Origin of the sequence: Marinomonas algarum (assembly GCF_020532605.1) — a bacterium.
GTDB classification, from domain to species: Bacteria; Pseudomonadota; Gammaproteobacteria; order Pseudomonadales; family Marinomonadaceae; genus Marinomonas; species Marinomonas algarum.
The window spans coordinates 130,875-143,529 of the sequence record NZ_JAJATW010000002.1; the positions used below are offsets into that span (position 1 = coordinate 130,875).

Annotated in this window: 12 protein-coding genes; 4 read left to right on the forward strand and 8 right to left on the reverse strand. The window is 45.1% G+C overall.

The window, feature by feature from the left end:
* Positions 1 to 10 precede the first annotated feature (10 nt).
* From LG368_RS02365 to purU, 3 genes are read right to left on the reverse strand one after another with little or no spacing between them, the layout of a single operon-like run.
* Entirely contained in the window at positions 11 to 1,258 is a 1,248-nt protein-coding gene (locus LG368_RS02365; RefSeq protein ID WP_226753126.1) for an FAD-dependent oxidoreductase, read from the reverse strand.
* A gap of 14 nt (positions 1,259 to 1,272) precedes the next feature.
* A complete protein-coding gene (gene folD, locus LG368_RS02370) occupies positions 1,273 to 2,166 on the reverse strand; it encodes a bifunctional methylenetetrahydrofolate dehydrogenase/methenyltetrahydrofolate cyclohydrolase FolD (RefSeq protein WP_226753127.1) in 894 nt (297 codons plus the stop codon).
* A gap of 30 nt (positions 2,167 to 2,196) precedes the next feature.
* On the reverse strand, positions 2,197 to 3,051 hold the full coding sequence (gene purU, locus LG368_RS02375; protein WP_226753128.1) for a formyltetrahydrofolate deformylase: 855 nt from the start codon (positions 3,049 to 3,051) through the stop codon (positions 2,197 to 2,199).
* A 203-nt stretch (positions 3,052 to 3,254) separates the two neighbouring features.
* On the opposite strand from purU, the gene LG368_RS02380 reads away from it, so the two are divergent.
* Positions 3,255 to 4,010, forward strand: a complete 756-nt coding sequence (locus tag LG368_RS02380; RefSeq protein ID WP_226753129.1) for an IclR family transcriptional regulator — start codon at positions 3,255 to 3,257, stop codon at positions 4,008 to 4,010.
* A gap of 139 nt (positions 4,011 to 4,149) precedes the next feature.
* Here the strand turns inward: LG368_RS02380 and LG368_RS02385 are convergent, their stop codons facing one another.
* The 5 genes from LG368_RS02385 to glnT form a co-directional block, all read right to left on the reverse strand.
* Positions 4,150 to 5,409 (reverse strand): ammonium transporter, encoded by a 1,260-nt coding sequence (locus LG368_RS02385; protein WP_226753250.1) that lies wholly within the window; start codon positions 5,407 to 5,409, stop codon positions 4,150 to 4,152.
* 267 nt (positions 5,410 to 5,676) lie between these two features.
* Entirely contained in the window at positions 5,677 to 6,999 is a 1,323-nt protein-coding gene (locus tag LG368_RS02390; RefSeq protein ID WP_226753130.1) for an FMN-binding glutamate synthase family protein, read from the reverse strand.
* A 20-nt stretch (positions 7,000 to 7,019) separates the two neighbouring features.
* Positions 7,020 to 7,703: a GltB/FmdC/FwdC-like GXGXG domain-containing protein gene (locus LG368_RS02395; protein WP_226753131.1), complete on the reverse strand. Its 684-nt coding sequence runs from the start codon at positions 7,701 to 7,703 to the stop codon at positions 7,020 to 7,022.
* A gap of 24 nt (positions 7,704 to 7,727) precedes the next feature.
* Positions 7,728 to 8,627 carry a class II glutamine amidotransferase gene (locus tag LG368_RS02400; protein ID WP_226753132.1) on the reverse strand — a complete coding sequence of 300 codons (900 nt, stop codon included), beginning with the start codon at positions 8,625 to 8,627 and terminating at the stop codon, positions 7,728 to 7,730.
* Positions 8,628 to 8,671: 44 nt separating this feature from the next.
* Entirely contained in the window at positions 8,672 to 10,006 is a 1,335-nt protein-coding gene (glnT, locus tag LG368_RS02405; protein WP_226753133.1) for a type III glutamate--ammonia ligase, read from the reverse strand.
* Between the two features lie 340 nt (positions 10,007 to 10,346).
* Here glnT and LG368_RS02410 point away from each other — a divergent pair, with 340 nt between their 5' ends.
* The 3 genes from LG368_RS02410 (at position 10,347) to LG368_RS02420 (ending at position 12,557) form a co-directional block, all read left to right on the forward strand.
* Positions 10,347 to 11,000, forward strand: coding sequence for a helix-turn-helix domain-containing protein (locus LG368_RS02410; RefSeq protein ID WP_226753134.1), 654 nt, complete (start codon positions 10,347 to 10,349; stop codon positions 10,998 to 11,000).
* Positions 11,001 to 11,147: 147 nt separating this feature from the next.
* Complete coding sequence (locus tag LG368_RS02415) at positions 11,148 to 11,621, forward strand: GNAT family N-acetyltransferase (protein WP_226753135.1); 474 nt, start codon at positions 11,148 to 11,150, stop codon at positions 11,619 to 11,621.
* Between the two features lie 66 nt (positions 11,622 to 11,687).
* A complete protein-coding gene (locus LG368_RS02420) occupies positions 11,688 to 12,557 on the forward strand; it encodes a DNA replication terminus site-binding protein (protein ID WP_226753136.1) in 870 nt (289 codons plus the stop codon).
* Positions 12,558 to 12,655: the final 98 nt, after the last annotated feature.

The following is a 12,655-nucleotide window of genomic DNA, read 5'->3' on the forward strand; positions in this document are numbered from 1 at the left end:
TGCTTTCCCCTTAGTGGCTTGCCGCTGTCGCGCCCATTTCATTCACTTGACGGAAGACGTCAAAACGATCCATTGCAAACGGAGCAATCAAGTCAGGCACCTTGCCACCATTCGCCACCAGCTGAGCCATGGTTTTGCCGCAGATGGGTGTGGATTTGAATCCCCATGTTCCCCAACCGGCGTCTAAATAATAATTCTCTACTGGACTTAGCCCCATGATGGGGCTGTAGTCGGACGTCATGTCTGTTATACCCGCCCATTGACGCATCAGCTTTAGATTCGCCATAAAAGGGAACATTTCCACCGCACTGGCCAGTAAGCTTTCTTTCAGATCCATGGTTGAACGCGTGTTATAAAGTGGATAAGGGTCTGAGCCGCCGCCAAAGACCATTTCTCCACGACCTGTCTGTTGTACATAACAGTGCAAAGCGGACGAACTGACCAAAGGGTTCAAAAAAGGCTTAACCGGTTGCGTCACCATGGCTTGTAATGGGTAAGTGGTAATAGGCATCTTGATGCCTGCCATTGCTGCCACAACAGAACTGTGTCCAGCAACCGCTTGAACAATACAACCGCAACTGACATTACCACGGTTGGTTTTTACGCCAGTCGCCTTGCCATTTTCCACGATCACATCGGTGACTTCGGTTAATTGATGCAATTCAACACCCCGTTGCGTTGCGCCTTTTGCATAGCCCCAAGCGACGGCATCATGACGTGCTGTTGCTCCGTCAATGTGCCACAAACCCGCTAAAATAGGCATATCCGCAGGATTCATGTTTAATGTGGGCACTAATTCTTTGATTTGTTGTGGATCAATCAACTCTGTTTTTCCACCAAAGTGGGTATTCACTTCGGTACGCTGACGGAAAGAACGCACGGTGGCCTCTGTGTGGGCCAAAGTAAGCTGACCACGGGAAGAATACATAATGTTAAAGTCGAACTCGTTGGACAAACCTTTAAACAAATCCACCGATTCTTTGTAAAATTTTACCCCTTCCGACGTTAAGTAATTAGAACGAATGACCGCCGTGTTCCTTGCCGTATTTCCGCCACCCAAGTAGCCTTTTTCAAGAATCGCCACATTGGTAATACCGTGGTATTTCGCAAGGTAGTAGGCTGTTGCGACACCGTGTCCACCACCACCAATAATGACCACATCATAGTGTTTCTTTAATGCCGTTGGGGAAGGTAAATCCACATCATTTTCAAAAGGGTAATCGTTTTTTAATCCGTATTTCAGTAATGAAAAAGGCATAACCAGCTTCCTTATTAAATCTTTGTCAGCGACTGTTCAGCGGCAGCATTAGCCAATTGGCATTCAGCAGCAGTAAGTGTATTTTGCATAAGACAAGCAATGGTCATCGGCCCAACACCACCTGGAACAGGCGTAATAGCAGACACATGAGGAAAAACCGCATCGTAATCTACGTCTCCCACCAGCTTACGTTTGACCTCTTTATCTATGGCGTTAATGCCGACATCTATCACCACGGCACCAGGCTTCACCCAGCTCTCCTTGACAAACAAAGGTTTGCCTACGGCAGCCACCAAAATATCGGCTTCCCGACATAGCGCCTCGATATTTTGCGTCCGTGAATGCACTACAGTAACGGTACAATTGGCTTGCAGTAACAAGCTCGCCATGGGCTTACCTACAATATTAGAGCGCCCTATGACCACTGCATGCTTGCCAGACAGATCAACAAACTGACGCTCTAACATCATCATGCACCCCAAGGGAGTACAGGGAATCAAGTCGGCCTCGCCTGTGACAAGGCGACCCACATTCGTCGGATGAAACCCATCAACATCTTTTGCTGGCGAAATCGACTCGATGACTTTTTTATCCGATAAATGACTGGGCAAAGGCAATTGCACGAGAATGCCATGTACAGAGCTGTCCTGATTCAGAGCATCGATTAACGCATCCAATTCCGCTTGGCTCACTTCAGCAGAAAGACGGTGTTCGATCGATCTTAAACCCGCCTGCTCTGAACGTTTTATTTTGTTACGGACATAAACCCCACTCGCAGGATCATCACCGACCAACACCACGGCTAACCCCGGAGTGATAGCATGCTTCTGCTTAAAAAGAGTGACTTTGTCTGCAACACTTTGCACTATTTCATCGGCAAGCGCTTTACCGTCGATGTTGATCGTCATGATGATCTCCTGATCTACAAGCTGGGTGAATTATTTAAAAACGACGGTTTTATTGCCATACATGAAAACGCGATGCTCTAGGTGCATACGAACCGCATTCGCCAAAGCAACGGTTTCCGTATCACGTCCAAGAGCCACCAAACGCTCAGAAGAATAGGTATGATCCACCGGCTGAACAGACTGCTCAATAATGGGGCCTTCATCTAGATCCGATGTCACATAATGGGCGGTTGCACCAATCAATTTGACACCACGTTCATGGGCTTGGTGATAAGGCTTTGCGCCTTTGAAACCTGGTAAAAATGAATGGTGAATGTTGATTGCTCGACCGTGTAACTGTTTACATAATGAGTTAGAAAGAATCTGCATATAGCGCGCTAACACAACAAGATCAGTTTTACTTTCTGTAATAATGTCGAGCAAAGCCGCTTCTTGTTCGGTTTTGTTTTCTTTGCTAACAGGCAGGTGAACAAAGCGAATACCTTCTCGCTCTACCATAGGGCGCAGGTCTTTGTGATTCGACACCACGGCGGTGATCTCCATGGGCAACTCACCTTTACGATGGCGGTATAAAAGATCGTCTAAACAATGATCAAATTTACTGACCATTAACAAGACTCTGACAGGCTGGTCTTTATCGTAAATTTCCCAGCTCATATTGAATTGCGCTACTTGCTCATCAAAACCTTCTTGAATGGATTCAATGGTAAGGTCATCATTTTCAATTCGACATTCCGCACGCATAAAAAAGCGTTCGCTCTCCTCGTCATCGAATTGGTGCATTTCTGCAATGTAGCAATGATTGTCTGCTAAGTAAGATGCCACCGTCGCGACAATACCACTCGTTGCTTCACACGATGCTTTTAACACAAATTCTTTTGCCATGATCTGTTCCCCTGCCATCTATTTTTTAAATATGAATTTTTTATTTACATATGAATATATAACTTTAAAACTTCGCTTATTTATCGACCTGTTTATACAAATATATTGCATTGAAATATTTTTGAAAGTAAAAAGAACGAATCTTTTTAAAAAATCAGAATTTAATTCACCTGTTAAAAATCACACCGTATATGGAATAAATTATGAGTAAAAACACCGATTATCACGTTCCTGCCTTATCTCGAGGGCTGCAAATTATCGAGATGTTCGATAAAGAGAAAAGAGTCCTTACCACTCAGGATTTTGCTGAGTTTCTGGGGGTTAGCGCCTCATCGACGTACCGCATTGTGCAAACGCTATTGGACATGGGTTATTTGAAAAAAGTAACTCGCAATGCTTATGAGCTTGGTCCCCAAGTTGTCTCCCGTGGTTTTGCTTTTTTAGCGGGAAAAGATCTGGTCGATATTGCCGCACCGCACCTCAACGAACTGCGAGACAACACCTCTATTTCTTGCCATTTGGCCATTCGTGATGGCTTAGAAACCGTCTATATTTATCGCGCTCAAGCATCACAACGTCTGTCAGTAAACATTCCACTCGGCTCGCGCTTACCGTGTCACACCAACGCCATGGGCCGTATTTTATTGCAACAATTGAGTGAAATAGAACTCAACGCCATGTACCAAACACTGCAACTCGATTCTTACCCTGGCCCCTATCCACAATCTTTACCGGAGCTGAAAACCTTATTAAAACGAGAATGGACACAAGGTTTTTCAAGTAACCGTTCTGATAACGCCACGGCCATTGCCGTGCCCATTACCAATTATCTTGGCAAAGTGATCGCGGCCATCAACATCTCTGGTGCCGACCAAATTATGAACAACCAAGAACAATTTGACGCCGCAAAAGAGCACCTTTTAAGTACCGCCAAAGCCATTTCTCAGGCAACGCCATAGTCGTTTTCAATCACCAAAAAACTCGCTTCCTATCGTAGCAAAACAAGCACATTTCATAACAAGCAGACAGTAAAAAGGCCCCATAATGGGGCCTTTTGGTTACGCTAAATGGGGGGCGTAACAAGTGCAGCGCAATACGCTACTTATTGGCTTCAACACCAAACTCTGGGTAAGCATGCATACCACATTCATGCATATCCATACCTTCTAACTCTTCTTCTTCACTAGCACGCAGACCCATGACTTTCTTGATCACCCAAAGTGCAATAATCGTCATAGTAAACATCCACAAGAAAGTACACACAGTACCGGTTAACTGACCAATAAAGGTCGCATCATCGTTGGAAATCATGACGGCAAAGATACCCCAGATACCCGCTGAACCGTGGACAGAAATCGCACCCACTGGATCATCAATTTTCAGTTTATCCAACATCAAAACGGACAATACAACAACAATACCGCCAATCGCACCAATGAACGAAGCAACACCAGCAGACGGTGCCAAAGGCTCTGCGGTAATAGCAACCAAACCAGCCAATGCACCATTAATCGTCATCGTTAAATCGGTTTTGCCAAATAAAGCACGAGCGAGCAACGCCGCCGCGATCATACCTGCGGCCGCTGCCGCGTTGGTATTCACAAAGATTTTTGCCACGGCGTTGGCTTCTTCAACGTTAGAGATTTTTAACTCTGAACCACCGTTAAAACCAAACCACCCCATCCAAAGGATAAACATCCCCAAAGCGGCTAAGGGTAAGTTCGCCCCTGGAATGGCACGAATTTCACCATTTTTACCGTAGCGACCTTTACGTGGTCCAACCATAATAACAGCGGCCAAAGCCGCGGCAGCACCGGCCATATGGACAACAACGGAACCGGCAAAATCTTGGAAGCCCAATTCATCTAGGAAGCCGCCGCCCCATTTCCAGTAACCTTCTACTGGGTAGATAAAACCCACCATGACAATGGCGAAAATCAAGAAAGGCCATAGGCGCATACGTTCTGCAACCGCACCGGACACGATAGACATCGTCGCGGCAGCAAAGACCGCTTGGAAAATAAAGTCTGACATAGTTGAGTAATACGGCGCATCAGCGGCACCGCTGACAACCGCTTCTACACTGTTATCGGCACCCAAGAAAAAGCCAATACCTGGAATGTACGAGCTGATTGGGTCTGCTGGGTACATGACGTTATAACCAACGACCAAATACACAAAACACGCAATACCGTATAACAAGGCGTTTTTATTGAGGATTTCGACGGTATTTTTACCTCGAACCAACCCCGCTTCGAGCATCGAAAAACCAGCTGCCATCCACATTACGAGCGCTGTACACATCAGAAAATAGAAGGTATCCAATGCGTAGCTCAGTTCCATCACCATATTAACCATAGACATTACTCTCCACGTTGCGATCTATAAAATTTACTAGTGAGAAATTTAATTTCCTATTTATTCATAATACAGTTTCTAGGCCAGCTTTTTTTAAGCCATTGAAATATATAGGTATTTTTATTAACTATTGATATATGAAGTTTTTTTTCAAGAAATGAAGAGGATTCTTTAAATTAGGCACCATTAGGAGTCATTTCATAAAGAGTGTGCACAAAAAAACCACGCCTTGGCGTGGTTTTCAAAAACACTTTAGAAACAGAAAAATTAGAACTGTTGACCAGGCACCCAAGTGGTACCAGCTAATGGCACCCGCGCCATCGCTGCAGATTCAACCGTAAGCGCAACCAAATCCTCTGGCTCCAAGTTACGCAAATCGTTCTTACCACAAGCACGCGCCAGTGTTTGTGCCTCTAGGGTTAACACACGTAGGTAATTGGCTAGGCGATGGCCCGCTACAACAGGGTCTAGACGTTTACTCAGCTCTGGATCTTGGGTGGAAATACCTGCTGGATCTTTACCGTCTTGGTAATCATCGTAATAACCTGCAGCAGAACCAATGGCTTTGTATTCGTCGTCCCATTTCGGGTCGTTACAACCTAAAGCAACCAAGGCCGCTGTACCAATGGCAACCGCATCCGCACCCAACGCCATACACTTAGCAACGTCGGCACCGTTACGAATACCACCAGATACGATTAATTGGACTTTACGATGCATGCCCATTTCTTGCAGTGCTTGAACCGCTTGAGGAATCGCCGCCATGGTCGGAATCCCTACGTGTTCAATAAACACATCCTGTGTGGCCGCTGTACCACCTTGCATGCCATCAACAACGATGACATCCGCGCCCGCTTTGACCGCTAACTTCACATCATAGTAGGTACGAGTTGCACCAATTTTGATGTAAATCGGCACTTGCCAATCGGTGATTTCACGAATTTCTTGAATTTTAATCGCCAGATCATCCGGCCCCGTCCAATCTGGATGACGACATGCAGAACGTTGGTCAATGCCTTTTGGCAAATTACGCATTTGTGCCACACGATCGGTGATTTTTTGACCCAGCAACATACCGCCGCCGCCAGGTTTTGCCCCTTGCCCCAATACCACTTCGATGGCGTCGGCTTTACGCAAATCGTCTGGGTTCATGCCGTAACGAGATGGCAAGTACTGATACACAAGCTTACTTGATTGACCACGTTCTTCTGGTGTCATACCACCGTCACCGGTTGTCGTTGACGTGCCAACAATAGAAGCACCGCGACCCAAAGCTTCTTTTGCATTGGCAGACAAGGCGCCGAAGCTCATGCCCGCGATGGTAACAGGCGTCTCGATGGTAATGGGTTTCTTTGCAAAACGGTCACCTAATACCACAGAGGTATTACAGGTTTCACGGTAACCTTCTAGCGGGTAACGCGACATGCTCGCGCCTAAAAACAATAAGTCGTCAAAATGTGGCAGTTTTCGTTTAGCACCAAAACCACGAATATCGTAAATACCGGTGTCTGCTGCACGACGAATTTCGGCCATGGTCGCACGGTCAAACGTGGAAGACTCTTTTAAGCTGATGTTTTTCTCGTTGCTCATAATAAAAACCTCTTAAAAAATTAGTAAGCGGACGCATTGTCGACTTTAAAGGTGTATAACTGACGAGCCGAGCCATAACGTGTAAAGGCAGTAGGGTCTTCATCAAAACCGGCTTTTTCCAGCAAAGCCGTTAACTCTGCAATATGCTCTTCGCGCATGTCTTTTTTGATACAGTCTGCACCCAATGACTTCACTGTGCCTTTTACGTAGATATGCACTTCATACAAAGAGTCACCTAACGCTTCGCCAGCATCACCGCACACCACCAAGGAACCAGACTGCCCCATGAAGCAGCTCATGTGACCCACATCGCCCTTCACCACAATATCGACGCCCTTCATGGAAATCCCACAACGCGCACCGGCATTTCCTTCGATCACTAATAAGCCACCGTGAGCCGTTGCGCCGGCCGCTTGCGATGCGTCACCCTTTACGCGAACGGTGCCAGACATCATGTTTTCTGCCACACCTTGTCCCGCGTTACCGTGTACCGTAACTGACGCCGTTTTATTCATGCCTGCACAAAAATAGCCCGCATGACCTTGTACATCGACAGCGATATCAGCATCGAGACCAACCGCAATGTTATGACTGCCTTTTGGGTTTGTTGCCACCCATTCTTTTTCCGTTGTGGTGCTTTTTTGGTCGTGCAGCGCTTGGTTAAAATCTCGTACTGAGCTTACCGCTAAATCAAACGTCTTCATGTTTTAATCTCCTAAACCTATGGGCTATTTGCGTTCCCAGATGTAAAAAGTAGCGGGCTCTGGTTCCCAAACTCTGGCGTTTTCAATGCCCGGCAACGTTGTTAATGCTTGGTACTCAGATGCCATAGCAACATAATCTTCCGTTTCCGCCATCACAGCGGGTTTACAAGCAATAGGATCACGCATAACCGCAAAACCGTCTTTCGTTCCGATGGTAAAGGTAAAAAAGCCATCCAGATCTTTCAGGGCGTGCTCTAACGCTTCTTTTAGGCTTTCACCCTGATTTAGACGCCACGTCAAATACCCTGCAGCCACTTCAGAATCGTTCTGTGTCACAAAGGTAATACCTTCGCGTTTTAACTTATCGCGCAAACGGTTGTGGTTAGACAAGGAGCCGTTGTGTACAAGGCACAAATCCGACCCTGTAGAAAAAGGATGGCTGCCTTCCATGGTGACCGCCGATTCAGTCGCCATGCGCGTATGGCCAATAATATGAGAACCCTTCATGCCGCTAAGGTTAAATTTAGAAGCAATGTTTTCTGGCAAACCAACTTCTTTCAAGATTTCAATCGAAGAACCCGCACTCAAAACAAGCGCATCCGGGCAAAGCTCAGTAAGACAAGCGCGAGCTGACGCTTCGTCGCTGTTCACTTTTAATACCGCCACGTTGGCATTTTGCATCCAATCGACTTTACAACCTAAGGCGCTCGACATTTGTTCTGCCAGAGCCCCCCAATCAAACGCTTCTTCAATATGGCGTACAGTCAACTTCACCCAACCATCTGCTACTTCATCACCGTAAATAGCAAAACCGGCACTGTCGGGACCGCGGTCCGTCATGGCAATCAACATAGGTTCAAATAACTCACCTAAGGTGTTTTGATATTTATCGTTTTTTAAATACAGTCCGACAATTCCACACATAGCAGAAACCTCTATAAATATTCACATACTTGTTATTGATAAAATTAAAAGAACTCAGCGTAGCGTTCTACTTCCCAACTGGATACTTGGCGTGAATATTCATTCCATTCCGCACGTTTCACCTTAATAAACTCGTCGACAATGTCTTTGCCCATGGCCTCAATAAAGATCTCGTCTTCTTCTAGTTTGTCTAATGCATCACCAAGAGACTGAGGTAGAATCTCAATGTTTTTCTCGATAATTTCGTCAAGAGAAAGGTCGTATAGATTGATGTTTAACGGCTCGCCTGGATCCAATTCACGCTTGATACCGTCCATACCGGCTGCAATAAGCGCAGCGTGAACAAGGTAAGGATTACAACCAGAATCCGGTAGACGGAACTCCAAACGACCATAGGGCACACGCACTAGCGCGGAACGGTTGTTGTCACCGTAACAAACATAAGCCGGTGCCCAAGTGGCACCAGAACTGTTGCCCCCAACCACCAAACGCTTATAAGAATTCACTGTAGGCGCAGCGAAAGCACAAATGGCATTCGCGTGCGCTAAAATACCTGCGGTAAAATGATAGGCCATTTTGGATAGCCCCATACCGTGCTTGTCTGAATCATCATTGAAGAGGTTTTTACCGGATTCATCCGTAATGGATAAATGGAAGTGCATGCCGTTACCTGTCGCATCGGGCGCAGGCTTTGGCATGAAAGAACAAATCATATCCATATCATTGGCAATTTCACCTGCCGCCATACGGACAAACGTAAAACGATCCGCCGATTCTAAGGCATCACCGTAGGTATAATTAATTTCAAACTGGCCGTTGGCGTCTTCATGGTCAATTTGATAGACATCAAACCCGACTTCTATCAGAGACTCGGTCAGGCGTTCTAAAAATTCTCGTGAGCGGGATAAGCCTTTGTAGTCATAGCAAGGTTTGACTAGGGTATCCGTCTGATCAACGGGCAACAGTTCGCCTTTTTCACCCTTCTTGAATAAATAAAACTCTGGCTCAAGACCGGTGTTTAAAGTCCAGCCTTCCGCATCTAACTTTTCAATCTGTCGCTTCAATACAACACGAGAACAGTAAGGATGGGGGGCATTGCTAACAAAACCGTCACACACCATACGAGCGTAACCGGGTTGCCAAGGCACAATGCTAAGAGTAGAAAGATCACCGCGAGCTAGAAAGTCAGGTCCATGAGGCTCCATTGCAAGGCCTGCAACGGCAAAACCTGCAAACCCTGCCCCTTTTTCCACGACATCAAAAATATTTTTTGCAGGTACAGACTTGGTTTTTGCCACACCGTGTATATCCACAAATTGTGCGAGCACATATTTAATATCGTGATTTTTAAGAAAGTTTTCCACCGCATCTGATTGCATTTCTTATCTCCTAACATATTATGAACTTAAGGTATGTTCTAATCAGTGAGTCAAACCTCCTAAGTAAAAGTGCTGGTTATCATTGATAAAACAAGCGGTTGCTTGTTGTGCCAATTTGCCTTTTATATAGGACGAAGAGAGCATCGAATAAAATCTACTAAAGTTTCCCTTTGGGAATCTTTATTTCCTTTAAAGAAAGCAATATCTTTGCCATAAACTTAATCATTAAGAAAAATAATTTACTGCCAGTGTAAGATTATGATTTATATGATGTATTTTTTGCTCTTACCATTAACAGCCATCAATATTTGGCTGATGCGAAACGCTAAGGACGTAATAAATGAAAGCTGACGCACCATCAGAACACGCTTCCGCCCTGAAAAGAGGCGATATTGTTCAAGAAAGGAGCACATCGCAGAAGTTAAAGCTTGAAGAGTACATTGCTCTTCAAGTGAGACGTAAGCGTATTGAGCAGGCGTTAAAAATTGCTGATGTGTCACGAATCGCAAAAGTCAGCCAAGGCATGATCAGTAAAGTAGAAAACGCACAAGTCTCAACAAGCTTAGATACCCTAAGCCGGTTGTGCGATGCCATCGGCTTGTCTATTTCACAACTGTTTGCCGATTACGATCGACCCGAGGGCGGTGCGCAGCTAACCAAGTCAGGACAAGGTATGGAGGTGGTGAGAAGAGGAACAGAGAAAGGCCATACCTATCAGCTGTTAAGTTACAACAAGGGGAAAAAGCAAACCTATGAACCTTTTTTGATTACCATGGACGATGCCAGTGAAGTGTTTCCAACTTTTTCTCATCGTGGGCAAGAATTTATTCACCTTCTTGAAGGACGACTTCTCTACCGTCATGGCAATCATATTTATCAAATGGAAGCGGGTGATTCTCTCTCCTTCGACGCTGAAATATCACATGGCCCAGAGGTGCTAGAAGAAGTGCCGATTAAATTGCTTTCTTTTATTGTGCACGACAGTAAAGGCTAGAGAAGTGATCTTTGAGGCGATCAGTAGCCAACTTACCACTAGGCCAATTCATCCAATAAAAGACACAGAATAAGGTAGCTACATTTATATTACATATGTTCAGTCGCTATCCCACAAAAAGTTAATCAGTCATAAGGACACCCATTAATGATCATTACTTGGCACTGCCAACCTTTTCATTCGCTTTCTGTTGCTGTGTTATACGATATTCTCAAGCTACGCTCTGAAGTGTTTGTAATGGAACAAAACTGTGTCTTTTTAGATTTAGACGATCTTGATAAGCAAGAAAACACCCAACATCTGTACGCCCTTTCAGAAGGCAAAGTAGTTGCTTACGCTCGGTTACTTGCAGAGGGTGAATCTTATCCAGATCACACCAGCATAGGACGGGTAGTCGTAGCGGCATCTCACCGTAAGGAAAAACTAGGGCATATTCTTATGCACCATGCGCTAGGAGAAATCACTAAGCGCTGGCCAAATTACCCCATTAAAATAGGCGCACAATCACACCTTGAACGTTTTTACCAAGCTCACGGCTTTAACGTTATTTCTGAACCGTACATGGAAGACGGCATTGAGCATTACACCATGCTCAACAACTCGCTGCTTGGGGTAAATTGAGTTTGTTATTTTTATGATGATTTAGATTTCATCCGCCCTGTTTAGCAAATTTTGGTAGGTTTTCTTATGTCGCTTATTTCAGAACAGTTTTGCATTATAAACCAAGGAATTCAGACTCTTAATGATATTCTTAGGCACGTACAGCCGACATCGGCCCTCGCCTACCCACTGCCTGCGACATTAAAAGGAATGGAAAGCGAACCTATCACTAAAATATCTTTTGATGAGTATCGCGGGAAGGACGCTCTGTATCACGCCGCTCAGTGCTATCAAGACCTTCATATCAAACCTGACTACTCTCAGAAAGTAGCAAGGCGCACAGTGGGGGCTATTTGCTTGTCGCCACTTAAAAGCCCTGAAGCACTTCTCCTCCCAGAGCTTATAAACGACATCAATACGGCTAAAACCGCCATTGAAAACTACATAAAGACAACATTTCAGTCTCGTAATGAACGTTTTGAAGCATTAAGAGCGGAATGCCCTAAAATCATGACTATGCACCTTTATCGTCACATTCGATGCCTTAGTGAACAGACTATCGCCTCTGCTCGCTTTTCATGGCAAAGAAAAGATTCTCTTTCTAGACCGATCAAACAAGAACTTTTACAACGCATGGTAAAAGAGATGCATCGTTCTGGTTTTGAACACCAACTCCCTCTAGAACAACTGATCGCAAAAGTTGAGAACACACCAGAAGCGCAACTCAGAATCAGACGACCCGTTCCGGTTCAGCCAGTCGTTAATATCAAAACAGACGAAGGCATCAAAACCGTTACCGCACCTATGCCTTTGATTTTTATACAGGAAGACCCAATCAAATTGAAATCACTTGCTGAATTTCACGCCAACGAAAGAAGAAAGATACGCTCTGACAAGGTCGCAGCTGAAATATTAGGAACATTTGGGGGGGTCACAATTGAAATGTTTCCAGCATAAAACCTTGATGGCCGTTAGATATGAAAAAATAGCCCACGACTTGAAGGTCGTCACGTTAAGCGCTTATCTTATGGGCAAATTTATTGTGTTAAATGCAC

Excerpts from the sequence above, each read along its gene's own strand:
- LG368_RS02380 (WP_226753129.1), top strand. The coding sequence starts at position 3,255 with ATGAGTAAAAACACCGATTATCACGTTCCTGCCTTATCTCGAGGGCTG.
- LG368_RS02410 (WP_226753134.1), top strand. The coding sequence starts at position 10,347 with ATGAAAGCTGACGCACCATCAGAACACGCTTCCGCCCTGAAAAGAGGC.
- LG368_RS02365 (WP_226753126.1), bottom strand. The coding sequence starts at position 1,258 with ATGCCTTTTTCATTACTGAAATACGGATTAAAAAACGATTACCCTTTT.
- glnT (WP_226753133.1), bottom strand. The coding sequence starts at position 10,006 with ATGCAATCAGATGCGGTGGAAAACTTTCTTAAAAATCACGATATTAAA.
- LG368_RS02385 (WP_226753250.1), bottom strand. The coding sequence starts at position 5,409 with ATGGTTAATATGGTGATGGAACTGAGCTACGCATTGGATACCTTCTAT.
- folD (WP_226753127.1), bottom strand. The coding sequence starts at position 2,166 with ATGACGATCAACATCGACGGTAAAGCGCTTGCCGATGAAATAGTGCAA.
- purU (WP_226753128.1), bottom strand. The coding sequence starts at position 3,051 with ATGGCAAAAGAATTTGTGTTAAAAGCATCGTGTGAAGCAACGAGTGGT.
- LG368_RS02415 (WP_226753135.1), top strand. The coding sequence starts at position 11,148 with ATGATCATTACTTGGCACTGCCAACCTTTTCATTCGCTTTCTGTTGCT.
- LG368_RS02390 (WP_226753130.1), bottom strand. The coding sequence starts at position 6,999 with ATGAGCAACGAGAAAAACATCAGCTTAAAAGAGTCTTCCACGTTTGAC.
- LG368_RS02400 (WP_226753132.1), bottom strand. The coding sequence starts at position 8,627 with ATGTGTGGAATTGTCGGACTGTATTTAAAAAACGATAAATATCAAAAC.
- LG368_RS02420 (WP_226753136.1), top strand. The coding sequence starts at position 11,688 with ATGTCGCTTATTTCAGAACAGTTTTGCATTATAAACCAAGGAATTCAG.
- LG368_RS02395 (WP_226753131.1), bottom strand. The coding sequence starts at position 7,703 with ATGAAGACGTTTGATTTAGCGGTAAGCTCAGTACGAGATTTTAACCAA.